The organism is Hydrogenophaga sp. A37 (assembly GCF_002001205.1).
GTDB lineage: Bacteria > Pseudomonadota > Gammaproteobacteria > Burkholderiales > Burkholderiaceae_C > Hydrogenophaga.
Genome location: NZ_MUNZ01000085.1, coordinates 1 through 23,916 on the forward strand (window position 1 = coordinate 1; position 23,916 = coordinate 23,916).

Annotated in this window: 26 protein-coding genes and 2 pseudogenes; 19 read left to right on the top strand and 9 right to left on the bottom strand. The window is 64.5% G+C overall.

Translation table 11 applies throughout. From position 1 onward, the window contains the following. The 8 genes from B0E41_RS07845 to B0E41_RS07880 all read left to right on the top strand — a co-directional run. The coding region (locus tag B0E41_RS07845; protein WP_216350743.1) for a general secretion pathway protein GspB at positions 1 to 247 on the top strand (247 nt) is incomplete at its 5' end. 144 nt (positions 248 to 391) lie between these two features. Next, complete coding sequence (locus B0E41_RS07850) at positions 392 to 940, top strand: ATP-binding cassette domain-containing protein (protein WP_253194680.1); 549 nt, start codon at positions 392 to 394, stop codon at positions 938 to 940. Beyond that, complete coding sequence (locus B0E41_RS07855) at positions 937 to 2,556, top strand: glycosyltransferase family 39 protein (RefSeq protein ID WP_077330528.1); 1,620 nt, start codon at positions 937 to 939, stop codon at positions 2,554 to 2,556. Before B0E41_RS07850 ends, B0E41_RS07855 begins: the two co-directional genes overlap by 4 nt. Positions 2,557 to 2,607: 51 nt before the next feature. Continuing rightward, positions 2,608 to 3,561: a UDP-glucuronic acid decarboxylase family protein gene (locus B0E41_RS07860; protein ID WP_077330529.1), complete on the top strand. Its 954-nt coding sequence runs from the start codon at positions 2,608 to 2,610 to the stop codon at positions 3,559 to 3,561. Then, the gene (locus tag B0E41_RS07865) at positions 3,558 to 4,508 is read left to right on the top strand and encodes a glycosyltransferase (protein ID WP_077330530.1); all 951 of its coding nucleotides are present in this window, start codon (positions 3,558 to 3,560) and stop codon (positions 4,506 to 4,508) included. Before B0E41_RS07860 ends, B0E41_RS07865 begins: the two co-directional genes overlap by 4 nt. 84 nt (positions 4,509 to 4,592) lie before the next feature. Then, on the top strand, positions 4,593 to 5,003 hold the full coding sequence (locus B0E41_RS07870) for a GtrA family protein (RefSeq protein ID WP_077330531.1): 411 nt from the start codon (positions 4,593 to 4,595) through the stop codon (positions 5,001 to 5,003). Between the two features lie 6 nt (positions 5,004 to 5,009). Next, complete coding sequence (locus B0E41_RS07875; RefSeq protein WP_077330532.1) at positions 5,010 to 5,750, top strand: methyltransferase domain-containing protein; 741 nt, start codon at positions 5,010 to 5,012, stop codon at positions 5,748 to 5,750. Continuing rightward, positions 5,747 to 6,343: a hypothetical protein gene (locus B0E41_RS07880; RefSeq protein WP_077330533.1), complete on the top strand. Its 597-nt coding sequence runs from the start codon at positions 5,747 to 5,749 to the stop codon at positions 6,341 to 6,343. The genes B0E41_RS07875 and B0E41_RS07880 overlap by 4 nt, the downstream gene beginning before the upstream one ends. A 28-nt stretch (positions 6,344 to 6,371) precedes the next feature. Here B0E41_RS07880 and B0E41_RS07885 read toward each other — a convergent pair whose 3' ends face one another. Further along, complete coding sequence (locus B0E41_RS07885) at positions 6,372 to 7,226, bottom strand: hypothetical protein (protein WP_143433725.1); 855 nt, start codon at positions 7,224 to 7,226, stop codon at positions 6,372 to 6,374. Between the two features lie 104 nt (positions 7,227 to 7,330). Then, positions 7,331 to 8,485 carry an acyl-CoA dehydrogenase family protein gene (locus tag B0E41_RS07890; RefSeq protein ID WP_077330535.1) on the bottom strand — a complete coding sequence of 385 codons (1,155 nt, stop codon included), beginning with the start codon at positions 8,483 to 8,485 and terminating at the stop codon, positions 7,331 to 7,333. Between the two features lie 110 nt (positions 8,486 to 8,595). On the opposite strand from B0E41_RS07890, the gene B0E41_RS07895 reads away from it, so the two are divergent. The 9 genes and pseudogenes from B0E41_RS07895 (at position 8,596) to B0E41_RS07940 (ending at position 16,908) form a co-directional block, all read left to right on the top strand. Continuing rightward, positions 8,596 to 9,801, top strand: coding sequence for an acetyl-CoA C-acetyltransferase (locus B0E41_RS07895; RefSeq protein ID WP_077330536.1), 1,206 nt, complete (start codon positions 8,596 to 8,598; stop codon positions 9,799 to 9,801). 21 nt (positions 9,802 to 9,822) lie between these two features. Continuing rightward, complete coding sequence (locus B0E41_RS07900) at positions 9,823 to 11,997, top strand: 3-hydroxyacyl-CoA dehydrogenase NAD-binding domain-containing protein (RefSeq protein WP_077330537.1); 2,175 nt, start codon at positions 9,823 to 9,825, stop codon at positions 11,995 to 11,997. Between the two features lie 206 nt (positions 11,998 to 12,203). Continuing rightward, positions 12,204 to 12,947, top strand: coding sequence for a 3-oxoacyl-ACP reductase FabG (gene fabG, locus B0E41_RS07905; RefSeq protein ID WP_077330538.1), 744 nt, complete (start codon positions 12,204 to 12,206; stop codon positions 12,945 to 12,947). A gap of 152 nt (positions 12,948 to 13,099) precedes the next feature. Further along, positions 13,100 to 14,542 (top strand): annotated as a pseudogene (locus tag B0E41_RS27815) (GAF domain-containing protein); the annotation flags it as partial. 56 nt (positions 14,543 to 14,598) lie between these two features. Then, on the top strand, positions 14,599 to 14,733 hold the full coding sequence (locus tag B0E41_RS27720; protein WP_290440841.1) for a hypothetical protein: 135 nt from the start codon (positions 14,599 to 14,601) through the stop codon (positions 14,731 to 14,733). Beyond that, positions 14,730 to 15,119: a response regulator gene (locus B0E41_RS07925; protein WP_077330539.1), complete on the top strand. Its 390-nt coding sequence runs from the start codon at positions 14,730 to 14,732 to the stop codon at positions 15,117 to 15,119. The genes B0E41_RS27720 and B0E41_RS07925 overlap by 4 nt, the downstream gene beginning before the upstream one ends. A gap of 34 nt (positions 15,120 to 15,153) precedes the next feature. After that, positions 15,154 to 15,627 (top strand): annotated as a pseudogene (locus B0E41_RS07930) (GNAT family N-acetyltransferase); the annotation flags it as partial. Positions 15,628 to 15,697: 70 nt separating this feature from the next. Continuing rightward, entirely contained in the window at positions 15,698 to 16,315 is a 618-nt protein-coding gene (locus B0E41_RS07935) for a chromate transporter (RefSeq protein WP_077330541.1), read from the top strand. Then, a complete protein-coding gene (locus tag B0E41_RS07940; RefSeq protein ID WP_077330542.1) occupies positions 16,312 to 16,908 on the top strand; it encodes a chromate transporter in 597 nt (198 codons plus the stop codon). Before B0E41_RS07935 ends, B0E41_RS07940 begins: the two co-directional genes overlap by 4 nt. 15 nt (positions 16,909 to 16,923) lie before the next feature. On the opposite strand, the gene B0E41_RS07945 is transcribed toward B0E41_RS07940, so the two are convergent. The 4 genes from B0E41_RS07945 to B0E41_RS07960 all read right to left on the bottom strand — a co-directional run bounded on the left by B0E41_RS07945 (position 16,924) and on the right by B0E41_RS07960 (position 20,116). Next, positions 16,924 to 18,162 carry a Yip1 family protein gene (locus B0E41_RS07945; RefSeq protein WP_077330543.1) on the bottom strand — a complete coding sequence of 413 codons (1,239 nt, stop codon included), beginning with the start codon at positions 18,160 to 18,162 and terminating at the stop codon, positions 16,924 to 16,926. 54 nt (positions 18,163 to 18,216) lie between these two features. Next, positions 18,217 to 18,567 (bottom strand): hypothetical protein, encoded by a 351-nt coding sequence (locus tag B0E41_RS07950; RefSeq protein ID WP_077330544.1) that lies wholly within the window; start codon positions 18,565 to 18,567, stop codon positions 18,217 to 18,219. Positions 18,568 to 18,591: 24 nt separating this feature from the next. After that, positions 18,592 to 19,335, bottom strand: coding sequence for a 23S rRNA (guanosine(2251)-2'-O)-methyltransferase RlmB (rlmB, locus tag B0E41_RS07955; RefSeq protein ID WP_077330545.1), 744 nt, complete (start codon positions 19,333 to 19,335; stop codon positions 18,592 to 18,594). Positions 19,336 to 19,414: 79 nt separating this feature from the next. Then, positions 19,415 to 20,116: an ABC transporter ATP-binding protein gene (locus B0E41_RS07960; RefSeq protein WP_077330546.1), complete on the bottom strand. Its 702-nt coding sequence runs from the start codon at positions 20,114 to 20,116 to the stop codon at positions 19,415 to 19,417. Between B0E41_RS07960 and B0E41_RS07965 the strand changes: the two genes are divergently transcribed. Both B0E41_RS07965 and mnmH read left to right on the top strand, forming a co-directional pair. After that, positions 20,115 to 20,774, top strand: coding sequence for an arylesterase (locus tag B0E41_RS07965; protein WP_077330547.1), 660 nt, complete (start codon positions 20,115 to 20,117; stop codon positions 20,772 to 20,774). The genes B0E41_RS07960 and B0E41_RS07965 overlap by 2 nt on opposite strands. Positions 20,775 to 20,780: 6 nt before the next feature. Then, positions 20,781 to 21,842, top strand: a complete 1,062-nt coding sequence (gene mnmH, locus B0E41_RS07970) for a tRNA 2-selenouridine(34) synthase MnmH (protein WP_077330548.1) — start codon at positions 20,781 to 20,783, stop codon at positions 21,840 to 21,842. A 105-nt stretch (positions 21,843 to 21,947) separates the two neighbouring features. Here mnmH and B0E41_RS07975 read toward each other — a convergent pair whose 3' ends face one another. Genes B0E41_RS07975 through B0E41_RS07985 form a run of 3 tightly spaced genes read right to left on the bottom strand, consistent with a single transcriptional unit; the run spans position 21,948 to position 23,886 of the window. Next, on the bottom strand, positions 21,948 to 22,133 hold the full coding sequence (locus B0E41_RS07975) for a hypothetical protein (RefSeq protein ID WP_077330549.1): 186 nt from the start codon (positions 22,131 to 22,133) through the stop codon (positions 21,948 to 21,950). A gap of 32 nt (positions 22,134 to 22,165) precedes the next feature. After that, complete coding sequence (locus tag B0E41_RS07980) at positions 22,166 to 23,356, bottom strand: PLP-dependent transferase (RefSeq protein ID WP_077330550.1); 1,191 nt, start codon at positions 23,354 to 23,356, stop codon at positions 22,166 to 22,168. A gap of 5 nt (positions 23,357 to 23,361) precedes the next feature. Further along, positions 23,362 to 23,886: a phosphoribosyltransferase gene (locus B0E41_RS07985; RefSeq protein ID WP_077330551.1), complete on the bottom strand. Its 525-nt coding sequence runs from the start codon at positions 23,884 to 23,886 to the stop codon at positions 23,362 to 23,364. Between the last annotated feature and the right edge of the window lie 30 nt (positions 23,887 to 23,916).

The window sequence follows — 23,916 nt, forward strand, 5'->3', positions numbered from 1 at the left end:
ACCACCACCTGCCCGCCCAGCCGCAGCGCCCAGCGCGCCCGTGGCTGCCAGCGCTCCGGCATCGGCCCCGCCAGTTAAGGTCACCGGCGCCACCTACTCGGACAACCCGGCCCATCGCATGCTGATCGTCAACGGCAAGATCGTGCTGGAAGGGCAAGACATCGAGCCGGGCCTGAAGCTGGAGGTGATCACCCCGCACAGCGCCGTGCTCAACCACCAGGGCAGTCGGTTCAACATCAACTACTGACGACACCCGGTTGAAGACCCAGTTCAGGTCTTCGATATGCTCTCGGCTGTCATGCAAGCCACGCGCCCCGCCCATCCTCCCCCAACCCTGTCCGCCAGGGATCTCGAATTTTCTTGGCCCAATGGCGTGACCCTGTGGACACGCTTGAGCCTCGACATTCCGCCTGGTGTGAGCCTGATCCAGGGCGCCGAAGGCAGCGGAAAATCCAGCTTGTTGAAGCTTCTGGCGGGCGATCTCTCGCCCCGTCAGGGCAGCCTCACCATCGGAGATGTCTCGCTGGTCGCCCAGCCTCAGACCTACCGCCAGCAGGTGTTCAGGACCGACCCTCGCGGCGCAGCGCTGGACGGCTTCACGCCCAGCACATGGTTCGACGCCATGAGCCGACGTTACCCCGACTTCCGGCTGGCCGCCCTGCCCGATCTGGTGGAGGGTTTCTCGCTCAATCCCCACCTGCACAAATCCATGTACATGCTGTCCACCGGCAGCCAGCGCAAGGTGTGGCTGTGCGCCGCGTTCGCTGCGTGCACCGCCGTGACGTTGCTGGACGAACCCTTCGCCGCGCTGGACATGCCATCGATCCGCTTCCTCAAGCAGTGCCTGCAAGATGCCGCCCAGCACCCCACGCGCGCCTGGGTGCTGGCCGACCATGAAGCGCCCGAGGGGCTGGCAATCGCCTGCACGATCCAGGTATGAGCCTTAACGCGTTCCTGAAACAGCGGCCGAACGGCCTCGCGCTGTGGACCGCAGTGCTGCTGGCCCTGGGGTTGATCCTGCGTCTGCGGCAGTACCTGTTCAACCGCTCGCTGTGGCTGGACGAGGCCTATCTCGCGATCAGTTTTGTGGAGCGCGATCTCGGCGAGCTGTTGCTGCAACCCCTGGCCAACGGCCAGGCGGCGCCCTTGGGTTTTCTGCTGCTGGTCAAAACCGTGACCTCGGTGCTGGGCATGCACGACTGGTCACTGCGCTTGGTGCCCTTGCTGGCCGGCGTTCTCAGCCTCGTTGCAGCCGTTCCGCTGGCCCGTCTGGTGCTGCCGGGAGCGCTGGCCCGGTCGGTGTTCGTGGGCTTGATGGCCTTGGCGCCGGTGCTCGTGTACTACAGCAGCGAGTTCAAGCAATACCAGGGCGACGTGCTGTGCAGCGTGCTCATCCTGTGGCTGAGCGTCCGCTTCCGGGTCGAGCAATGGCGAGCCGACGGATGGCTGCTGGCGCTTGCGGGCGCTGCCTGCATCTGGTTCTCGCACGCCAGCCTGTTTGTGCTGGCGGGGGCCGGGACGGTGCTCTGGCTGGAGATGGCCCACCGCCGGCACCGCGCGGCGTGGCTGGCGATCACGGCCGCGGGCCTGATTTGGCTGGTGAGCTTCGGCCTGAACCACACCCTGTCGCTGCGCAACCTGACGTCCAACAGCAGCCTGATCGGCTTCTGGGAAGCGGCGTACGCCCCCTTCCCGCCGCAAAGCATCGAGGACCTTCGCTGGTACTGGAACAACGCACTGGGTCTGGTCTACCTCGCCATGCGCCACACCGGTGTGGCGCACCACGGCGTCATGCCCGGGTGGTTCGATGCGCTGAATGTGGGGCTGCTCGCGCTCACGCTGCTGGGCTGCCTCGCCCTGGCGCGCCTGTCCAAACGCATGGCGGGCATGGCGCTGGTCACGCTGATCGCGGTGCTGGCCGCGTCCGCCTTGCACCTCTACCCCTTTCGCTCGCGCCTGATTCTGTTCTTGCTGCCCTTGGTGTACCTGGCCCTCGCTGCACTGGTACAACTGATCTGGAGCCAGGCCAACCGCTGGGTGGCCAAACCTGTGGCGATGGGCCTGGCCCTGGGCTTGATCTTCGTGATGGCCCTGCCGAGCGCGCACGTGTTTCGCCACCCTGAAAACGCTCAGAACATCAAAGGGGCCATGGGCCATGTCGCGAAGCACCGGCAGCCTGGCGATCAGGTGGTGCTCGGGTCATTGACCCACAAGGCGTTCGACTTCTACACCCCCACCTTCCAGATCGACGACCTCCCGGTGGTGATCTTCCGGGTAACGCCCAACCGCGAGCACGACGCCCGCGCCACCGTGCGGCGCATCTGCCTGGACCCGCAGGCGGGACGCAGCTGGCTGATCATCAGCCACCGCCTGAGCGATCAGACCCCCTTCCTGGAGGTGGTGAATTCGATCTCGCCCCCACTGGCTCAGTGGCAGGGCGAGGGTGCGGCCGCCTTCCTCCACGACTTTCGGTCGTCGCCGTACTGCCAGCGCTACCGCACTGAATCCGCCACCTCGTCCGCACCCACGCCCGGCGACGCCAGCAAAAGACCCTAAAAACCAAGCGACAATTCAAGGCTGAGCCCCCAAGACACCCCGGAGACCCGCATGCGCATTTCCAACAGAAAAAGAATCCTGATCACCGGAGGCGCTGGCTTCCTGGGCTCGCACCTGTGCGAACGCCTGCTGGGTGAAGGCAACGACGTGCTCTGCGTCGACAACTTCTACAGCGGCACCAAGGACAACGTGGCCCACCTCATGGGCAACCCGCATTTCGAGCTGATGCGCCACGACGTGACCTTCCCGCTGTACGTGGAGACCGACGAGATCTACAACCTGGCCTGCCCGGCCTCGCCGGTGCATTACCAGTGGGACCCGGTGCAGACCACCAAGACCAGCGTGCACGGCGCCATCAACATGCTGGGCCTGGCCAAGCGCACCAAGGCGCGCATCTTCCAGGCCTCCACCAGCGAGGTCTATGGCGACCCCGAGATCCACCCCCAACCCGAGAGCTACTGGGGCCGTGTGAATCCCATCGGCATCCGCTCCTGCTATGACGAAGGCAAGCGCTGCGCCGAAACCCTGTTCTTCGACTACCACCGCCAGCACAAGGTCGACATCAAGGTCGCCCGCATCTTCAACACCTACGGCCCGCGCATGCACCCCAACGATGGCCGGGTGGTGAGCAACTTCATCGTGCAGGCCCTGCGCGGCGAAGACATCACGATCTACGGCGACGGTTTGCAAACCCGCAGCTTCTGCTACGTGGACGACCTGATCGAAGGCTTCGTGCGCATCATGGCCAGCCCACCCGAGGTGACCGGCCCGATCAACCTGGGCAACCCGCACGAGTTCACCATCCGCGAGCTGGCCGAGGCCGTGCTGAAGAAGGTGGGCGGCCCGTCGAAGCTGGTGTTCAACCCGCTGCCGCAGGACGACCCCAAACAGCGCCAACCCGACATCGGCCTGGCCAAAACCCACCTCGACTGGCAACCGGCCGTGCAGCTCGATGCGGGCCTGGACAAAACCATTCACTACTTCCGCAACTTCCTGCAGCAATGAGCCTCCAGCAGCACGCCATCGTCATCGTCATGCCGGTCTATGAAGACCTGGAGGCCAGTGGCCGCCTGTTTCAGGAGCTGGGCCAACAGTTCGGCGACCGCGTGTTCGTGGTCGCGGTGGACGACGGCTCGGTGCGCCAGCCGCTCTCGGTCGAGAGCCTGCGCCAAGCCGGCGTCGCTGGCGCGGTGCTCAAGCTGCGCCGCAACGTCGGCCATCAGCGCGCCATCGCTATTGGCCTGAGCTACGCCGCCGAACACTTGGTGCCGGGACAGCAGGTGGTGGTGATGGACTCGGACGGCGAAGACCTGCCATCCACCATCCCCGCCCTGCTCGCGCAGCTGGGCAACCCCGCGGTGGACGTGGTGGTCGCGCAGCGCAAGAGCCGTGTCGAGACCTTTCGATTCAAGGCGTTCTACCAAGTCTACAAACGCTTCTTCGGCGTGATGACCGGGCGCCCGATCAGCTTCGGCAACTTCATGGCGCTCAAGCCGGCTGCGGTCAAACGCCTGGTGGCCATGCAGGAGCTGCCGATCCACGTGGCCGCTGCGGTGCTGGCCTCGAAGCTGCGTACCGATGTCTGCCCGCTCGACCGCGGTCCGCGTTACGCCGGCCAGTCCAAGATGAACTTCGTGGGGCTGGCGCTGCACGGCTTCAAGGCGCTGATGGTGTTTGCGGAGGACGTGCTGGTGCGGGTGGGCATCGCCAGCGCCCTGATCGCCACGTTTGCGGTGGTCGGTTCGGTGGCGGCGGTGGCGCTCAAGCTGATGGGCTATTCCACGCCCGGGTGGTTCTCGCTGGTGCTGGGCATTCTGGTGCTGCTGTTCCTGCAGACCGCTGCGCTGGCCCTGATGACGCTGATGCTCACCGGCGTCATGCGCAGCGGCAGCGTGGTCACCGCCGTGGCCCACCGCGACTTCATCGACGAAGTCATCGAGACCGCGCCATGAGCGCCGCCCGGCCGTTCCGAAGGCGCTCAGCCCCGCAGTGCGCAGCACGGAGGCCAGTCCAGTGAGCGCGCCGAGCGTCGAGCCATGAACCCCCGCGTCTCGCCCCAGCTGGTCCGTTACGTGGTCAACGGGCTCGTCGCCACCGCCGTGCACTACACCGTGCTGCGCTTCTGCCTGGAGGTGCTGCAGATGGACTCTGCGGGGCTGGCCAACATGCTGGCGGCCCCAGTGGGCATTGCGACCTCGTTTCTGGGCAACCGCTACTACGTGTTTCAACACCGGGACACAGCCATCGTGCAGCAGGCCCTGCGATTTTTGGCCCTCTATGCCGCGATCGCCGCTTTGCACGGGGGGCTGCTCTACGCATGGACCGACCACCTGCACCTGAACTACAGCGTCGGCTTTCTGATCGCCGTGGGTTTGCAGGTGGTGCTGGGCTACCTGGCCGGCAAGTACCTGATCTTCGGCCGACCACCGCTCAAAGACGCGCCCTGAACCCACATGCCCGACCACATTGAAACCTTCGTCTACAGCGGCAACGAACTGGAAATATTCGCGGCGGCGGTGAACTGGAAGGCCTACTGGTCGAGCCAGATTCGGCCCTATCTGGGAGAAGAGGTTCTGGAGCTGGGCGCTGGACTGGGGGCCACCGCTCGGGCCTTGAACCACAAGCCCTACCGCCGGTGGCTCGGCCTCGAACCCGACAAGGCCATGTGCGACAAGGTCCTGGCCCAGCAAGGTCGGGGCATGCCAGCGGGTCATCAGATCCGGAATGGCACCTTGGCCGATCTGGCGCCCGACGAGCGGTTCGACACCGTGCTCTACATCGACGTGCTCGAACACATTGAGGACGACCTCGCCGAACTGGAGCGGGCCTGCACACACCTGATGGCTGGTGGCCATCTCATCATCATGGCACCCGCCCACAACCGCCTCTACTCCGACTTCGACAGGAAGATCGGCCACCACCGGCGCTACGACAAGGCGATGCTTCGCGCCATCGTCCCGGCCCAGCTGAACATCAAGCAAATGCACTACCTGGACAGCGTGGGCATGCTCGCCAGTCTGGCAAACAGGCTGGTGCTAAAGTCCGACTCCCCCAGCCCGGCCCAGATCAGGCTCTGGGATTCGATCATGGTGCGCGCATCGCGCTGGGTGGATGTGATCACCGGCCACCGGCTCGGCAAGAGCATCGTCTGCATTCTGGAAAAACCCCGCACCGACGGGTCTGCATCCTCATGAAACTCCTTCGACTCGCCCTGGCCACCCTCCTGTACGTTGTGGTCCTGTGTGGCACCTGGGTGTTCACCGTCAACTTCCTCCGCGTCGACGTGGTGTTCTACGCCGCAATCTGGTCGGCCATGGCCGCGACCCTGTTCATGGCGGTGTTGGTGGTGGTCACCCCGCTGCTGCGCGGGTTCAGCGGATTCGAGAAGTTTCAGCAGCTCATGAGCTGCTTGTTGATCGGCTACATCATGGCCATCAGCGTGCCCACGGTCATCGACCGATCACTGTCCTTCTACATTCTGGAGAAGATCCAGCAGCGCGGCGGCGGCATCCTGCACGACCGGTTTGCCGACGTCTTCACGAAGGAATACATGCACGAGCACCGTCTGGTCGACGTGCGCCTGACCGAACAGCTCGCCTCGGGCACGATCGTGATTCACAACGGCTGCGTGAAGCTGACAGACAAAGGCCAGCAGCTCGCGAACGCGAGCCGGTACTTCCGCAGCAACTTCCTGCCCAAGCAGCGCCTGCTCATGGGGCAGTACTCGTCCGACCTGGTCAACCCGTTCCGGAACAGCGCCACGGTGGTGGACTACCAGTGCCAGTGACCCGGCTGGCACCCGACCTCCACCGCGGTCAGCGGGCCGTGGTCTCGTCCACCTGAACCGCCAGCCCCCAACCACCCGAGTTGTCCCCCAGCGCATCGTCGTTCAGGCAGAACTCCAGGGGGCCGTTGGCGTTCACGACGAATTCCGTGTGCTGCCCCTGACCCTGCACCAACTGCACCTGCCCGGCCACCGTGTTCACGACCCGCAACACCAGCGAATGGCGCCGCATCGTGGGAAACGGAAAGGCCGCAGTGACCGGGCCGGCGTTGCCTTCAGGGCCGTTGATGCACCCACCGAAGAGGCAGCCGAAATCCATGTCGGTGTTGCTCGGCAACTCATCGACGATGACCCGACTGCCGATGCGCAGATTGGCCATCTGTGGCAGGCTGCCGCAAGGCTTGTCCTGTTTTCCCGAAATCCCCAGCGTGAAGGCGGCGCTGTGCCGCGTCGACCCATCCGACAGCGTCGTGGTGTGCATCAGCCGGTATGGGGACCTGACGTCGCCCGTGCAGTTCGCCACCGAGTAGGCGCGTGTCTGTTTCGGGCCTGGCCAGCTCTGGATTGTCTGGCCGGCCACCGTGCGGGAAAAGTCGTGCGTGACGTCGATCCAGGTCTTGGAGGTGGTCGCAGCGAAATCACCCCTCATGGTCTGTGAGGTCCCTTCCCCCCAGTCGATGCCGATCGCTCCACAGTTGCCGTGCCCGCGAACTTCGAAGTAATACAGCCCGGTGTTGGACAGCCCGCACACGGTGCCCCCCGTGTCGCACGACAGCGGGGTTTGCGGAAACAGGCCCATGCCGGTGATGCCGCTGCTGCAGCCCGCCAAAGCCATGCTGGCCAACACGGCACACAGGCCGTCCATTCGTTTGAACCTTGCTGTCATGCCGTTCCTCCAGATGTGAATGCCCAAACCTTGCGGCATTCTGCGTCGGCCGTCACAGCTGCTCAACCCCCGCCAGAGGGACAAGGCTCCCGAGCGGCGTGCCCTCAACGGTTACTGAGCCCCATGCCGCGCGAGATCACCTCTTTCATGATCTCGTTGGTGCCGCCGTAGATGCGCTGCACGCGCGCGTCCGCATAGGCTCGGGTGATCGGGTATTCCCACATGTAGCCGTAGCCGCCGTGCAACTGCACGCACTCGTCCATCACCTTGCACTGCAGGTCGCTGCACCAGTACTTGGCCATGCTGGCGGTGGCCGTGTCGAGCTTGTCCACCGCCACCAGCTCGCAGCATTTGTCCACGAACACGCGCGCCACCTGCACCTCGGTCTGCAGCTCGGCCAGCGTGTAGCGGGTGTTCTGGTAGCTGGCGACCGGTTGGCCAAAGACCTTGCGGTCCTTCACGTACTGCACCGTCCAGTGAATGGCGGCCTGCGCTGCGGCCACCGCGCCGATGGCGATCTGCAGCCGCTCCCAGGGCAGCTGCTCCATGAGGCAAATGAAGCCCTGGCCCTCGCCGCCCAGCAGGTTCTCCGCCGGCACCTGGACGTTGTCGAAGAACAGCTCCGACGTGTCCTGCGCCTTCATGCCCAGCTTCTTCAAGCGCTTGCCCTTGTTGAAGCCCGGCATGCCCTGCTCCACCAGCAACAGGCTCGTCCCCTTGGCGCCCGCAGCCGGGTCGGTCTTGGCGACCACGATCACCAGGTCGGCGTGCCAGCCGTTGGTGATGAAGGTCTTGCTGCCGTTGAGCAGGTAGCTGCCGTCAGCCTGTTTGATCGCTGTGGACTTCACGCCCTGCAGGTCGCTGCCGGCGGCCGGCTCGCTCATGGCGATGGCGCCCACCATTTCGCCCGTGGCCAGCAACGGCAGGTACTTTTTCTTCTGCGCTTCGGTGCCGTAGTGCAGGATGTATGGCGCCACGATCTCGCTGTGCAAGCCGAAGCCGATGCCGCTCACACCCGCGCGCGCAATCTCTTCCATCTGTACCACCGAATACAGCTTGTCGGCCCCGGCGCCGCCATGTTCTTCGGGCATCGTCATGCACAGAAAGCCGTTTTCACCGGCCGCACGCCAGACGGCGCGGTCCACATAGCCCTGCTCTTCCCAGCCGTCATGGAACGGCGTGATCTCCTTCTCCACGAAGCGGCAAAAGCTGTCGCGGAAGGCTTCGTGGTCGGTGTTGAAGAGCGTGCGTTCGATCATGGCTGTCACCTTTCGGACTGCGAGTGTTGATTTATACAAAGCATCTGCTTGGCAAAAGTCTATACTGATCCGATGGGCAGGAACACCCGCCCTTTCCCTTAGGAGACACCATGAGCGAAGCCTTCGTTTACGACGCCATCCGCACCCCACGCGGCAAGGGCAAGAAGGACGGCAGCCTGCACGAGGTCAAGCCCGTCAACCTGCTGGCCGGTCTGCTGACCGAGCTGCAGCGCCGCAACGATCTGGACACCGCTGCGGTGGACGACGTGGTCATGGGCGTGGTATCGCCGATTGGCGAACAGGGTTCGGTGCTGCCCAAGGTGGCGGCGCTCAAGGCCGGCTGGGACTGGCGTTGCTCGGGCGTGCAGCTCAACCGCTTCTGCGCCTCGGGCCTGGAGGCGGTGAACATGGCAGCCATGAAGGTGAGGAGCGGCTGGGAAGACCTGGTGGTGGCCGGCGGCGTGGAGAGCATGAGCCGCGTGCCGATTGGCTCCGACGGCGGCGCCTGGGCGCAGGACCCGGAGACCAACAGCGCCACGCTGTTCGTGCCGCAAGGCATTGGTGCGGATTTGATCGCCACCATGAGCGGTTTCAGCCGCGCCGACGTGGACGCCTTCGCGCTCGAATCGCAGAAACGTGCCACCGCCGCACGCGCCGCCGGGTACTTCGACCACTCGGTGGTCGCGGTGAAAGACAAGATGGGGCTGACCATTCTCGACAAGGACGAGTTCATCAAACCTGGCACCACGATGGAAGGACTCGGTGGTTTGAAGCCCGCGTTCGAACAGCTCGGCGCCATGGGCTTCGACGCCGTCGCGCTGCAACGCTACCCGCAGGTGGAGCGCATCCACCACGTGCACCACGCGGGCAATTCGTCGGGCATCGTGGACGGTGCGGCGGCCATCCTCATCGGCAGTGAAGCCGCGGGCCAGACACACGGCTTCACGCCGCGCGCGCGCATCGTTTCGGTCGCGCTCTCGGGCGCCGACCCGACCATCATGCTCACCGGTCCCATGCCGGCCACTCGCAAGGCACTGGCCAAGGCAGGGCTCACCGTGGATCAGATCGACCTGTTCGAGATCAACGAAGCCTTCGCTGCGGTGCCCATGAAGTTCATGCAGGAAATGGGCGTGCCGCATGAGAAGGTGAACGTGAACGGTGGCGCCATCGCGCTGGGGCATCCGCTGGGCGCAACGGGCGCGATGATTTTGAACACGCTGATCGACGAGCTGCACAGGACGAAAAAGCGCTACGGCCTCGCCACGCTGTGTGTCGGCGGCGGCATGGGCATTGCGACGATCGTTGAACGCGTCTGATCAAAAGCGGAGACCACGAACATGATCACCAAAACCATCCTCCGCTACGACCTGGCCGACGCCGTATTCGGCAAGGTGGCCACCATCACCTTCGACGAGCAGGACTCGCCGGTCAACACCATGTGCCTGCAGTGGCAGGACGATCTGGACGCCATCGCGGCACAGGTGGTGAAGGACCGCGCACAGATCAAGGGCATCGTGCTGGCTTCGGCCAAGAGCACCTTCTTCGCCGGCGCCGACCTCAAGGGTGTGATGCGCTCCACAGCCGCCGATGGGCCGCGCGTGTTCACCGAGATCGAACGCATCAAACGCAACTTCCGCACCATCGAGACGCAAGGCGTGCTGGTGGTGAGCTGCCTCAACGGCGCGGCGCTCGGCGGCGGCTGGGAAGTGGCGCTGGTCGGCCACCATCGCATTGCGCTCAACCACCCCAAGGTCCAGTTCGGCCTGCCCGAAATCACGCTGGGCCTGATCCCCGGCGGCGGCGGCATCACCAAGATGACGCGGATGTTGGGGCTGATGGCCGCCCAGCCCTACATCCTGGAGAGCAAGCTGTTCGGCCCTGAGGAGGCGCTGAAGATCGGCGTGGTGCACGAACTGGTGGCAACGCCGGAAGAGTTGATGCCCAAGGCGCTGGCCTTCATCGAGGCCGCCCAGGGCCAGCCCGAAGCCTGCCAGCACGTGTGGGACCGCAAGGACTACAAAATGCCCGGTGGCACGCCGAGCAACCCCAAGATCGCCGGCATGTTGAGCGTGGCGCCGGCCGTGCTCAAGCTGAAGACGCGGGGCCTGTACCCCGCGCCCGAAGCCGCGCTGGCCGCGATGGTGGAAGGCGCGATGGTGGACTTCGACACCGCCATGCGCGTGGAAAGCCGCTACCTGGCCGGGCTGATGACCAGCAGCGTGGCCAAGAACATGATCAACACCTTCTTCTTCAACATGAACGCCATCAAGGGCGGGCAGTCGAGGCCAAAGGACGTGCCGCGTTACCAGCCGAAGAAGGTGGGCGTGCTCGGCGCCGGCATGATGGGTTCGGGCATCGCCTACTCGCAGGCCACCAAGGGCATTGCCACCGTGCTCAAGGACGTGAGCGTCGAAGCCGCTGAGAAGGGCAAGTCGTACACGGCCAAGCTCACGCAGAAGCGCGTGGACAAAGGCCAGATGAGCGCCGAGAAGCAGCAAGGCATCCTGGCCCTTATCACGCCCACCGCTAGCGCCGCCGACCTGCAGGGCTGCGACCTCATCATCGAAGCCGTGTTCGAGCAGCGCGAACTCAAGGCCATGGTGACCAAGGAAGCCGAGCCCATGCTCGCCGAGGGCGGCTTCTTCGCCAGCAACACCTCCACGCTGCCCATCTCCAGCCTGGCACAGGCCAGCGCCAAGCCGGCCAAGTTTGTCGGCATCCACTTCTTCAGCCCGGTGGACAAGATGAAGCTGGTCGAGATCATCCGCGGCAAGGACACGGACGATGAAACCATCGCCCGTGCCTACGACTACGTGCAGGCGCTGGGCAAGTTGCCCATCGTCGTCAATGACTCGCGCGGTTTCTACACCAGCCGCACCTTCGGCACCTACGTGATGGAAGGCGCGGCCATGCTGGGCGAAGGCATCCCCGCACCGGTGATCGAGAACGCCGCGATGCAGGCCGGCATGCCCGTGGGGCCGCTGGCTGTACTGGACGAAACCGCGCTCTCGCTGTCGGTGCACGTGCTGGAGCAGACCCGCATCGACTTCCAGAAAGAAGGCCAGCCGTACGTGGCCACGCCGGGCGAAACGCTGGTGGAACGCATGGTGAAGCAGCACAACCGCAGCGGCCGCGCGGCGGGTGGTGGCTTCTACGACTACCCGGAAGGCCAGAAGAAAGTGTTGTGGCCCGAGCTGAAAACCCTGTTCGAGAAGCCCGACATCGCATGGACCCTGCAGGACGTGAAAGACCGCCTGCTCTACCGCCAGGCGGTGGAGACCGCGCGCTGCCTGGCCGAAGGCGTGCTGACCTCGGTGCACGACGGCAACATCGGCTCGATCTTCGGCATCGGTTTCCCGGCCTGGACCGGGGGTGCGCTGCAGTTCATCTATGGCCAAGGCATTGAGGCGTTCGAGAAGCGTTGTACCGAATTGGCCGAGCAACACGGCAGCGGTTTCATCCTCCCCGCCGCGGTGAAGGCATCGATCCGCCAGCACCAGCCGGTGTACTGACGGCTTTGCATTCAAGCGTAGAACAAGGCGCGAAGCCGCAGACAGTGCTACAGCACGGCAAGGCGAAGCAACGCAGTTATACGTTTGAAGGCAACGCCGTATGAGACCCGTCAAACCGCCGCAAGGCGGCCCGGCTACACTTTTCCCGGCAGCCGGCGGACGCCTCAGCCCGCCGGCTTTTTTTCGAACCTCCACCCCTCTCCACCATGAAACGTCTCGAAGGAAAAGTCAGCCTCATCACCGGCGCGGCCCAGGGCATTGGCCTCGCCACCGCGCTCAAGTTCGCGCGCGAAGGCGCCACCGTGATCGTCTGCGACGTGAAACCCGCTGCGGTGGACGAAGCGGTGCAGCAATGCCAGGCCGAAGGCGCCACAGCGGTCGGCTTCGTGATGGACGTGACGCAGCGCGAGATGGTCGATGCCGTGGTGGGTCAGGTGCTGGCGCGTTTTGGCCGCATCGACGTGCTGGTGAACAACGCCGGCATCACGCAGGACGCGCGGCTGCAGAAGATGACGCTGGAGCAGTTCGACCGCGTGATCGACGTCAACCTGCGCGGCGTCTTCCACTGCGCACAGGCCGTGGCCGACATCATGGTGGAACAGAAGGCTGGCGTGATCCTCAACGCCAGCTCGGTGGTCGGCATCTACGGCAACTTCGGCCAGACCAACTACGCCGCCAGCAAGTTCGGCGTGATCGGCTTCACCAAGACCTGGAGCCGCGAACTCGGCCCCAAAGGCGTGCGCGTGAACGCCGTGGCGCCCGGGTTCATCAGCACCCCCATCCTCAGCACCATCCCCGAAAAGGTGATCCAGGAAATGGAACACCGCGTGCCGCTGCGCCGCCTGGGCCAGCCCGAAGAGATCGCGAACGTCTACGCCTTCCTGGCGAGCGACGAAGCGAGCTACATCAACGGTGCGGTGATCGAGGTGTCTGGCGGCATGTCGGTGTGAACCACCTCTGACGAACAGGGTTGCAGACCAAGTTAGGCGCGGCCCGCGAAGGTCGCGAATTTCCTTGCAGAAATCTGCAGGCGTGTGGCGTCCAGAGCATCGGTTTTGTGTGATAAACACAGCTCCGATCCCCACCTTCCCCGCCGAACATGATGATCGCCCCCATCCCTGCCGGAGAATCCCAACGCCTGGCGCAACTGCACGATTTCGGCGTGCTCGACTCCTTGCCCGAGCAAGCGTTTGAGGACATCACGGCGCTGGCCGCAGCGATCTGTGACACCCCCATCGCGCTGATTTCCCTCGTCGATGAGAAACGTCAGTGGTTCAAGTCGGTGATCGGCATGGACACCCGGCAGACCAGCCGGGACGTGGCCTTCTGCGCCCACGCCATCCTCAACCCTCACGAGGTGATGGAGGTGGCGGACACATCGCTGGATGGGCGTTTCAAAGACAACCCCCTGGTGCTTGACAACCCCCACATCCGCTTCTATGCGGGCGCGCCCATCACCACCGCCGAGGGCCATGCCCTGGGCACGGTCTGCGTGGCCGACCGCGAAGCCCGGCAGCTCAATGACCACCAGCGGCGCGCCCTGCAATCCCTCTCCAGCCTGGTGCTCAACCTGCTGGAGCGCGACCGTCAACACCAGGCACATGCGCGCCGCGAAGCCGCCGAGGCCGACCACCGGCTGGAGTACCTGACCGCCGCGAGCCTGACCGGACGAGACCTGATGTCGTTCGTGGACCCCGGCTACGTGTACCGCTTTGTCAACGCGACCTACCTCGACTACTGGGGCCGCGTCAAGGAAGGCATGATCGGCCGGATGGTGGCCGGCCTCATGGGCGAAGAGCTGTTCCAGACCGTGGTCCGCCCCAAACTCGATCAGGCGCTCGCCGGGCAATCGGTGTCCTGCGACACGACCTTTGGCTTCCCTGCCCAAGGCCCCCGCCATGTCGAGGTGACCTACCTGCCCGCCCGCAACGACGCTGGCGACATCATTGGCGTGGTCGTTCGTGTGCACGACATCCACACGCTCGAACTCAGGGAAGAACAGCTGCAGACCAGCGTCTCGCTGCTGGAGCACAAGACGCTGGAACAACAGCGGTTCATCCACATCATTTCCCACGACCTGCGCGAACCGATCAACTCCATCAGCAATTTCAGCGGCCTGCTGATGGCCGACCACAACGCGGAGTTTTCGCCCATCACGCAACGCTATCTGCAACGCGTGCACGCCGGTGGGGAACGCATGAAGGCCTTGCTGGACGACCTGCTGCATTTCGTGCGCCTGGAGCGCCACGCCGTGACTTTCGAAGCGGCGGACATTGGTCTGCTGCTGCAACAGGTGAACGACGACCTGTCGTCCGCCATCACCCAATCGGGTGGGCGGTTGGTGTGGGGCGCCATGCCCACCGTCCTGGGCGACCGCTCGCTGCTGCGCGTGGTGCTGCAGAATCTCGTGGCCAACGGTCTCAAGTTTTCACGCAAAGGTGTTCCGCCACTGGTGCGGGTCACTGCCGAAACCCTCGACGGCCTGACCCACATCGCCGTGCACGACAACGGCATCGGCATACCGACCGACCAGCTGGACAAGGTGTTCGACATGTTCAAACGCCTGCACTCTCGCAAAGATTACGAAGGCACAGGACTGGGGTGTCCATCGCCCGCCGGATCGCCGAACTGCACGGCGGCGAGGTGCGCGTGGTCTCTGTGCCAGACGAAGTCAGTTGCTTTCGTCTGGTGCTGCCCGATCCGAGCCTCACAACACCCCAAGAAACGCTTTCATGAAATCCTACCAACGCATCGTTCTCATCGACGACAACGAGGACGACAACTTTTTCCACGAAATCATGATCCGAAAGGCCGGCTTCGACGGCGACGTGCAGGTGTTCGACAACGGCTTCGACGCCCTGGCCTTTCTGGAAAACGATGGCCTGGCCCTGAAGACCTGCATCTTTCTCGACATCAACATGCCCATGCTCGATGGCTTCGAGGTGGCCTCCCAAGCAGAACCGATGCTCAAAGACAAGGACTCCACCATGCTGGTCATGCTCACCTCGTCAGGTTCGCCCGTCGACCGCGAGCGGGCGCTCAGCATGGACGTCATCAACGGCTATGTCACCAAGCCCTTGACGGTGGACTCACTCAAGGATCTGCTCGGTGGCCTGCGCTGACCTCTCCCCACCCAGCACACCGCTCCCCACGGGCGTTCAATTGCGCGCCCCCCAGCCCGGCGACATGGGCTGGGTCATCCAGCAGCACGGCGAAATCTACGCCCGTGAATACGGCTGGAACAGCGAGTTCGAGGCGCTGGTGGCCGGCATCGTGGCCGACATGATGAAACGCCACGACCCAGCCTGGGAACGCGGCTGGATCGCCGAACGCGACGGCGAGCGCATGGGCTCGGCCTTCGTCGTGCGCAAGAGCGAAACCGAAGCACAGCTGCGCCTGCTGATCCTCACGCCCGCCGCGCGTGGCCTGGGCCTGGGTGGGTGGCTCACCGACGAGTGCGTCGCCTTCGCGCGCAGCAAGGGCTACCGCACCCTGCTGCTCTGGACCAACCGCAACCTCGACGCAGCGCCTGCCATCTACGCGAAGCGCGGCTTCCAGTTGGTGCGCAGCGAAGCTCACCACAACTACGGGGTGGACCTGGTTGGTGAGCATTGGGAACTCGCGCTCTGAAGCCGTGAGGGCGGTGCAGCACACACCCCACGCGCCACAAGGTCCTGGCGACCCTCGGATAATCCTGCCCATGACAGAACACGCCTCTCCGGCACCCGCGCCTTCCGAAGCCGCCGCCCAACACCCCCGCTCCAAAACCGACCTGTTCCTTTCCTTCACCTGGCTGGCCCTGCAAGGCTTTGGCGGCGTGCTCGCCGTGGTGCAGCGCGAGCTGGTGGAGAAAAAACGCTGGATGACGCGTGAGCAGTTCATCGAAGACTGGGCGGTGGCGCAGATCATGCCCGGGCCCAATGTGGTCAACCTCTCGATGATGATCGGCGGGCGCTACTTCGGTCTGCCCGGCGCCCTGGCCGCGCTCTCGGGCATGCTCGCCGCGCCGCTGGTGCTGGTGCTGCTGCTCGCGGCGCTGTATGGCAGCGTGGCCGAAACGGCTGCCGCACAGGGTGCGTTGCGCGGCATGGGCGCTGTGGCGGCGGGTCTGATCACCGCCACGGGCATCAAGCTGATCACCGCACTCGACAAAAATGCCATGGGTCTGTGGGTCTGCATCGGCCTGGCCGCCCTCACCTTCGTGGCCATCGCCCTGATGCGATGGCCATTGGCCTGGGTGCTGATGGGGGTGGGTGGCGGCGCATGTCTGTGGGCCTACCGGGTGCTCGGCCAGCGCGAGTCAGGAGACGCCGCATGAGCATGGCACCCACGCTGGCGAACTGGACCGACCTGTTCATGCACTTCGCGTCGCTCTCGCTGCTGGCGGTGGGTGGTGCCATCACCACCGCGCCCGACATGCACCGCTACCTGGTGAGCGAACAAGGCTGGCTGACCGACGCGCAGTTCAGTTCGTCCATCGCACTGTCGCAGGCCGCGCCCGGGCCCAATGTGCTGTTCGTCGCCCTGCTGGGTTGGAATGTGGGGATCAACGCGGGCGGTGGGCCTTCGGCCGGCTGGGTGGCCTGGGCGCTGGCGCTGCTGGGGGTGTTGGTCACGATGGTGGCGATCATGCTGCCCTCGTCCATCCTCACCTACACCGCCACGCAATGGGGACACCGCAACCGCGAACTGCGCGCGGTGCGCGCCTTCAAGACCGGCATGGCGCCGATCGTGATCGCGCTCCTGATCGCCACCGGCTGGCTGCTGAGCGCCGCGCACAACGACGCGGCGCGCGACTGGCCGCTGTGGCTGCTGACCGCCTGCGCCACCCTGCTGGTGTGGCGCACCAAACTTCACTTGCTGTGGATGATCGGCGCGGGTGCTGTGGTCGGCGCGATGGGCTTTGTATGAATAGGCCCCAAACGCTCACTGCTGGCGCTTCAACCCCGCCAGCCCCTTGACGTCCAGCGCCGCCATGGCGGCGCGCACGCCGTCCATATTCACGCTGTCACCGGTCACTTCGATCATCACGCCGTTGCCCAGCATCATGCTCATCTCGGCGCGGCTACCGTCCTTGCGGTATTCCTCTTTGATCGAGGCACCGTCACGCTGGTAGACCTTCTCCACCTCATCCTGCGTCTCGCGGTTGACGGTGCTCTGCGCCCAAGCGCCCATCGCCATGGCCAGCGCGGGCATGGCGCCGATGTCCTGCACCTTCACCTCCACCCGACCCTTGTCGTTACGGAACTCGGATGTGACGCTGGAGAAGGTCATGCCCATGGCGTTGTCCGAACGCGCCTCGATCGCCGTGCGCTCCATGGCGCCCAGCTTGGCGGGCACGAAGCCCTGCAGCGTGTCGGGCGCAAACGGCTTGCCGCCCTGTCCGCCGCCCAGGGCCGCACCCATCATCTCGCTCATGGCCTTGCCCGCGGCGGCCGAATCGCCCTTGGCCTGCGCCTCTTCCATCTTCTTGCTCGCCGCTTCGACCTGCTTGCCCATGGCTTCGATCTTGGCCGTGTCAATGGTGATCTCGGAGCCCGGCACCTTGATGCTCACGTTGTCGGACGAGGGCATCCCACCGCCCATCATCATGCTCGGGCCTGAGGTGAACAGGGCACTGACCGCACCCACGATGATGCCCGCCACGATGCCGCAGACGATCAGCACGGCGGTGTACCCCAGGGCCTTGTCTTCGGGCGCTTTCATCAGCACCGGGATGCCGGTGTAGAGCAGGTAGATTGAGTACAGCGCGGCGAGCACGCCCAGCATCGACAGCGCCGGCAGGAGGTTGAACACGCCCCCCACCAAACCGGCGGTCGAACCGTAGGCCACCAGCTTGAACGCGTTGAGCTGGTTTTTCTCACCTTTGAACGTGGGCGCCAGTGCATTGGCGATCAGCGACAACACATAAATCATGGCCAGCGTGAGCAAAAATCCCACCACCATGTTCACCAGGCCGGCGACGATGGGCACGCGGAAGCTGATGCCGAATGCACCCGCACCCACCAAGCTCAGACCAACGAACGTCGCCACGGCCGGGATCGCCGCGAGGAAGACAAGGTAGTTCTTGTAGATGGAAGGCACATCGCCGCCCTCTCCCGCGATCACCGGCCAGGCGTCTTTGGGTTTGAGCAGGATGGCTTGCACGCGTTCAACGAGGTTCATGGTTCACTCCTGAGAAGGTGGAAAGTGACAAGGGACACCAGCGGCTGGCAATGGTCAGTGCGGGTTTTCGAAGAACACGGCGTTGGTGTAGTCACTGATCTCGAAATACACCTTCTTCTCGCCCGTGTCCACGGACATGTTCAGGTTTTCGTCGAGCACGCCGTAGCCGTAGCGATAGGCGCGCGGCTTGCCGTCGTCGGTGCCGAGCGCGGTGCTGATCTTGTCGATCTTGAGAAAGCGGCGCGCCACCTTGTCGCCCGCATAGACCTCCAGCACGCCGTTGGTGCCGGTCCAGTTCTGGATGTCGCGACTGAGTTTGTTCTGCTGTTCCTGGGTGCATCCCGCGAGCAGCAAGAGCGCCGTGAGGGCGCTGGCACCAGCGGCACGAATGAAGGCTTTGCTCATGTATCGGTTCCCTGAAAAAGAGGTTCAGCTGCGCTGGCGCAGGGCTTCGTACAGGCACACGCCGCTGGCCACCGACACATTGAGGCTCTCGACCGCCCCCGCCATCGGAATGCTCACCAGCTCGTCACAGGTCTTGCGGGTGAGCTGGCGCATGCCGTCGCCTTCGGCGCCGAGCACCAGCGCCACCGGCACCTTGAGGTCCACCTGGTAGAGCGTCTTGGGCGCATCGTCGCTGGTGCCGATGATCCAGATGTTGCGCTCCTTCAGTTCGCCCAGCGTGCGCGCCAGGTTGGTCACCATGAAGTACGGCATGGTCTCGGCCGCGCCGCTGGCCACCTTGGCCACGGTGGCGTTGATGCCGGCCGCGTGGTCCTTGGGCGCGATCACCGCGTGTGCGCCCGCGCCATCGGCCACGCGCAGGCAGGCGCCCAGGTTGTGCGGGTCGGTGATGCCGTCGAGCACCAGCAGCAGCGGCGCCCTGCCCTCGGCCTCCAGGCCCTCCAGCAGCTCGTCCAGTGAGTGCACCTGCGGCAGCTCCTGCACCCTCGCGGCCACACCCTGGTGGCCGTGGCTGCCAGCGAGCTTGGCGATGCGCAGGCTGTCGGCCTCGATCAGGCGCACGCCCGATTCTTTGGCGCGCTCCAGAAACTGGCGCATGCGCGCGTCGCGGCGTGTGGACTCGAAGTAAACCTCGACGACGGATTGGGGCGCGGTTTTCAGGCGCACGCCCACGGCGTGAAAGCCGAAAAGCACTTTGGAAGAAGACATGCGCAGATTATCCCTGCGCATCGACCTGAATGACCGCCCCCAAACAGCGGCGCGCCCAGGTCCAGCGTCTGCCTGCGCCTCAGGCAGGCATGGGCACAGCCTCGGAAGCCTGCCCTGCTTCGATGACGATGCGCCTTTCGCAGCGTTGCGCAATGGCGCGGTCGTGCGTCACGAGCACCAGCGTCGTGCCCTGCTCGCGGTTGAGCTCGAACATCAGCTCCATCACCTTCTCGCCCGTCGCGAAATCGAGGCTGCCGGTGGGTTCGTCGGCCAGCAGCACGGCCGGCTTCACCACAAAAGCCCGCGCCAGCGCCACGCGCTGTTGCTCGCCGCCCGACAGCACCTTGGGATAGTGACCCAGGCGCTCGCCCAAGCCCACGCGCTGCAACATGGCCGTGGCGGCCGAGCGGGCGTCGCGTCGGCCCACCAGCTCCAGCGGCAGCATCACGTTTTCCAGCGCGCTCAGGTTGCCCAGCAGCTGGAAGCTCTGAAACACGAAGCCCAGCTTTTCTGCGCGCAAGGCAGCACGCTGGTCTTCATTGCGCGCAAACAGGTCCACGCCATCGATGAGAACGGTGCCGCTGCTGGGCGTGTCCAGGCCGGCGATGATGGAGAGCAAGGTGCTTTTGCCCGAGCCCGATGCGCCAACGATGGCGGCGGTCTCCCCACGGTGCAGCGAAAAGTCGATATCGCGCAAAATGGTCAGCGTGCCCGTGGAGTCGCTGACCGACTTGAACACGTGCTTCACCACAATCATGTCATCCGGCATCGTTTTCGCCATGAAAGGCTTTCAGTTGAAACGTCGTCACTTTAACGCCCTGCTCTCCCTGCTCGCCACGACGGGGACATTGGCCAGCGCCCAGACGGCGAGCAAGTCTGCGGCGGTGCTGGTGGTGGGTGACTCCCTCAGCGCCGAATATGGCCTCAAGCGTGGCAGCGGCTGGGTGCAGATCCTGCAACAGCGGCTGGTGAAAGAACGCATCCCTGCGCACATGGTCAACGCCGGCATCAGCGCAGACACCACCTCGGGCGGACGCTCCCGCCTGCCCTCGCTGCTCAAGCTGCACAAGCCGGCCATCGTGATCCTGGAGCTGGGTGCCAACGACGCACTGCGCGGGCTGCCGCTGACCATGACGCGCGACAACCTCACCACCATGGCGCGCCTCTCCCGTGAAGCCGGTGCGCGCGTGGTGATCGTCGGCATGCAGGTACCGCCCAACTACGGCAGCAAGTACACGGCGGACTTCCGCGACGTGTTCAAAACGGTGGCCAACGCAGAGAAGGCGGCGCTGGTGCCCTTCCTGCTCAAGGGTGTGGCCGATCTGGCCGACCCCACGCTGCTGTTTCAGGAAGACCGCATCCACCCCAACGAGGCGGCACAGCCCACGCTGGCCAACAACGTCTGGGCCGCGTTGGCACCCCTGCTGCCGAAACGATAATCGGGCATGCCCGTCCACACCCTGCCCGCCACCGACGCCATCCACCGCCTTGGTGATTTCGACACCCTCATCGACGCTCGCACCGAAGACGAGCACGCGCTGGACCACGTGCCCGGCGCCATCAACTGGCCCACGCTGAACAACGCCGAGCGCATCACCATCGGCACGATGTACAAACAGGTCAACGCCTTCGAGGCCAAAAAGCGCGGCGCCGCGCTCTCGGCACGCAACATCGCGGCCCACATCGAACGCGAAGTGATCGACAAACCGCGCGACTGGAAGCCGCTGGTGTATTGCTGGCGGGGCGGCAACCGCAGCGGCGCGCTCGCCACCATCCTGGGGGCCATCGGCTTTCATGTCACCTTGATCGAAGGTGGCTACAAGGCCTGGCGCGCGGCGCTCGTTGATGACCTGACGACGCAAGCTCAGCGACTGACCTACCGCGTGGTTTGCGGCCCCACCGGCAGCGGCAAGACCCGTCTGCTGCAGGCGCTCCGGGCGGAGGGCGCGCAGGTACTCGACCTCGAAGCCCTGGCCAACCACCGCAGCTCGGTGCTGGGTCACATACCGGGCGTTGAGCAGCCGAGCCAGAAACGTTTCGACAGCCTGATCTGGGACGCGCTGCGCGGGTTCGATGCAGCGCAACCCGTGTTCGTGGAGAGCGAAAGCAAAAAAGTGGGCAACGTGCGCGTGCCCGACGCGCTGATCGAGGCCATGCGCGAAAGCCCGTGCATCGACCTGGTGCTGTCCGACGAAGAGCGCGTGGCCCTGCTGCTGGAAGACTACGACTTCTTCGTGAAAGACAGCGAGCACTTTTGCCAGCGGCTGGAAGCGCTCACCGAGCTGAGAGGCAAGGCAGTGGTCGAGGGCTGGACGGACATGGTGCGCTCAGATCAGACACCCCAAGTCGTGCTGGAGCTGCTGACACAGCACTATGACCCGATGTATGCAGCGTCGATTCGGCGCAATTTCAAGCAATACAGCGTGGCGCAAAAATGCGTGCTGAGCGACCGCTCGGGCAAGGCGCTCAGCAATGCAGCAGCCAGCTTGATCACATCCACTTCCTGACCCGGCCGCCCCATCGTCAGCACAGCTTTTGATCGCCTGATTTCCAGCCGACGGGGTTGATTGGGTTGCTCTGGAATGCGCTCGAGGCGCCTGCCGCGCGAAGGATCAGGCAGGGTTGCCAGGTTCATTGCCCTCAGGGGCGGGCGTGTCCGCAGGATTCTCCGCGTCGTTGCCTTCGCCTGAGTCGTCGTGCGGCTTGCCAGCGGCTTTGGCTCGCAGCTTTTCTTCCTTCTTCTTTTTCTTGGCGAGTTCGCGCTGGCGTTTTTCGTAACCGTAGTTGGGAGTGGCCAAGTCAGTCTTTCAGGTGGTTCAGGAAGGGAGGGTCAGGTGTTCAGCGCTGCGAGCGCCTGGGCCAGATCGGCGCGCAGGTCTTCGACGGCTTCAAGCCCGATCGCGAAGCGCACCAGGCCGCCTTTGTGCGGCCACCCCTGGGTGCGGATGGAGGAAACCTTGTAGGGAGCGCACAGGCTGATGGGGCCGGCCCAGCTCCAACCCAGCTTGAACAGGCTCAGCTGATCGCAGAAAGCGTCGACCCGGGCTTGCGTGAAACGTTCGTCAAAGACAACACTGAAAAGGCACGCAGCAGCCCTCGCGTCACGTTGCCAAGTGTCATGTCCAGGCGACCCAGGCAATGCCGGGTGCAACACCTGCATCACGCCGGGTTGCCCCTGCATCCAGGCCGCGAGTTCGCGCGTGGTGGCGTCTTGTGCGGCGTAGCGCAGTGCCATGGTGTTCAGGCCGCGCAACACCAGCTCAGTGTCATTGCCGCTCACACCCAGGCCCAGGCGCATGTGCGTCATGAGCAACTGGTGGTGCAAGGCATGGTCGCGCGTCACGACCGAACCCATCAACACATCGGCGCCGCCGCTCGGGTACTTGGTGAGCGCCTGCATGGACATGTCTGCACCCAGCTCGAACGCATTGAAAGCAATCCCAGCGCCCCAAGTGTTGTCGAGGGCCGTCAAGATGGGCCGATCACTGCCTCGGGTAGCGTTGGCCTGTTTCACCACAGCCACCAGCGCGGGCAGATCGGGGAACTCGAGCGTGATGGAGCCTGGTGCTTCGAGCCAGACCAGGCGCGTGGAAGGGCCGATCTTGGCGGCGAGATCGGCAGGATTCTGAGCGTCGTAGTAGCGGTGCGTGATGCCCCAGGCGGCGAGCTCAACGCCCGCAAAGGCCTTGTTGGGGCCGTAGGCGTTGTCAGGGATCAACAGCTCTTCGCCCTGCTTGAGGAAAGCCATGTCCACCAGCGCCACGGCGGACAGACCGCTGGGCGCGAGCACGCAGTAGGCGCCACCTTCGATGGTGGCGATGCGCTCTTCGAGGATGAAGGTGGTGGGCGTGCCGTGCAGGCCATAGGTGTAGCCGCTCTTGTCAGCCCACTCCTGCGTGCGCAAGGCGTGCACGTTCGGAAAGAAGACGGTCGACGCCTTGTGCACACCGGGCGCAACAGCGTCAAAGCCCTCGGGCGGGCGGTAAGGGTGATGAATGAGGCGGGTAGACAGCTCCGACATCGGAATCAGAGTTTCCACTTTTCGAGTAACTGCTCAGGGCGCATGCTGTCATAGCCTTCGAAAGGCTGATGAATCCAGGGGTTCGTGGGCAAGAACTCCACCGAGTAGTCGGGCGTGAACGTGGACAGCTGTTTGGTCCAGATCACGGCGCTGCGCATCTCGGAAATGGGCGCGTAATTGTTCTTGAGCAGGTCGATCACCGCCTTGAGCGTGTGACCCGAATCGGCCAGATCGTCCACCAGCAGCACCTTGCCGGCGATCTCGCCTTTGGGCGTGGTGATGTAACGCGCAATGTCCAGATTGCCTTGCTGGGTGCCAGCGGCAGCGCGGTAAGAACTGGTGGACATGATGGCCAGCGGCACGTCAAAGATGCGCGACAGCACATCACCGGGCCGCATGCCGCCGCGAGCGAGGCACAGGATGGTGTCGAACTGCCAACCCGACTGGTGCACCTTGAGCGCCAGCTTCTCGATGAGGTTGTGGTACTCGTCGTAGGAAACGTAGAGATGTTTACCGTCTTCGGTCAGCATGCGGGCTCCGGGTGGGGTCGGGATGTCGGG

Excerpts from the sequence above, each read along its gene's own strand:
- B0E41_RS07980 (WP_077330550.1), bottom strand. The coding sequence starts at position 23,356 with ATGTCGGAGCTGTCTACCCGCCTCATTCATCACCCTTACCGCCCGCCC.
- B0E41_RS07935 (WP_077330541.1), top strand. The coding sequence starts at position 15,698 with ATGACAGAACACGCCTCTCCGGCACCCGCGCCTTCCGAAGCCGCCGCC.
- B0E41_RS07960 (WP_077330546.1), bottom strand. The coding sequence starts at position 20,116 with ATGGCGAAAACGATGCCGGATGACATGATTGTGGTGAAGCACGTGTTC.
- rlmB (WP_077330545.1), bottom strand. The coding sequence starts at position 19,335 with ATGTCTTCTTCCAAAGTGCTTTTCGGCTTTCACGCCGTGGGCGTGCGC.
- B0E41_RS07885 (WP_143433725.1), bottom strand. The coding sequence starts at position 7,226 with ATGACAGCAAGGTTCAAACGAATGGACGGCCTGTGTGCCGTGTTGGCC.
- B0E41_RS07965 (WP_077330547.1), top strand. The coding sequence starts at position 20,115 with ATGAAAGGCTTTCAGTTGAAACGTCGTCACTTTAACGCCCTGCTCTCC.
- B0E41_RS07875 (WP_077330532.1), top strand. The coding sequence starts at position 5,010 with ATGCCCGACCACATTGAAACCTTCGTCTACAGCGGCAACGAACTGGAA.
- B0E41_RS07925 (WP_077330539.1), top strand. The coding sequence starts at position 14,730 with ATGAAATCCTACCAACGCATCGTTCTCATCGACGACAACGAGGACGAC.
- B0E41_RS07880 (WP_077330533.1), top strand. The coding sequence starts at position 5,747 with ATGAAACTCCTTCGACTCGCCCTGGCCACCCTCCTGTACGTTGTGGTC.
- B0E41_RS07870 (WP_077330531.1), top strand. The coding sequence starts at position 4,593 with ATGAACCCCCGCGTCTCGCCCCAGCTGGTCCGTTACGTGGTCAACGGG.
- B0E41_RS07865 (WP_077330530.1), top strand. The coding sequence starts at position 3,558 with ATGAGCCTCCAGCAGCACGCCATCGTCATCGTCATGCCGGTCTATGAA.
- B0E41_RS07895 (WP_077330536.1), top strand. The coding sequence starts at position 8,596 with ATGAGCGAAGCCTTCGTTTACGACGCCATCCGCACCCCACGCGGCAAG.
- mnmH (WP_077330548.1), top strand. The coding sequence starts at position 20,781 with ATGCCCGTCCACACCCTGCCCGCCACCGACGCCATCCACCGCCTTGGT.
- B0E41_RS07890 (WP_077330535.1), bottom strand. The coding sequence starts at position 8,485 with ATGATCGAACGCACGCTCTTCAACACCGACCACGAAGCCTTCCGCGAC.
- B0E41_RS07855 (WP_077330528.1), top strand. The coding sequence starts at position 937 with ATGAGCCTTAACGCGTTCCTGAAACAGCGGCCGAACGGCCTCGCGCTG.
- fabG (WP_077330538.1), top strand. The coding sequence starts at position 12,204 with ATGAAACGTCTCGAAGGAAAAGTCAGCCTCATCACCGGCGCGGCCCAG.
- B0E41_RS07945 (WP_077330543.1), bottom strand. The coding sequence starts at position 18,162 with ATGAACCTCGTTGAACGCGTGCAAGCCATCCTGCTCAAACCCAAAGAC.
- B0E41_RS07940 (WP_077330542.1), top strand. The coding sequence starts at position 16,312 with ATGAGCATGGCACCCACGCTGGCGAACTGGACCGACCTGTTCATGCAC.
- B0E41_RS07900 (WP_077330537.1), top strand. The coding sequence starts at position 9,823 with ATGATCACCAAAACCATCCTCCGCTACGACCTGGCCGACGCCGTATTC.
- B0E41_RS07950 (WP_077330544.1), bottom strand. The coding sequence starts at position 18,567 with ATGAGCAAAGCCTTCATTCGTGCCGCTGGTGCCAGCGCCCTCACGGCG.
- B0E41_RS07985 (WP_077330551.1), bottom strand. The coding sequence starts at position 23,886 with ATGCTGACCGAAGACGGTAAACATCTCTACGTTTCCTACGACGAGTAC.
- B0E41_RS07860 (WP_077330529.1), top strand. The coding sequence starts at position 2,608 with ATGCGCATTTCCAACAGAAAAAGAATCCTGATCACCGGAGGCGCTGGC.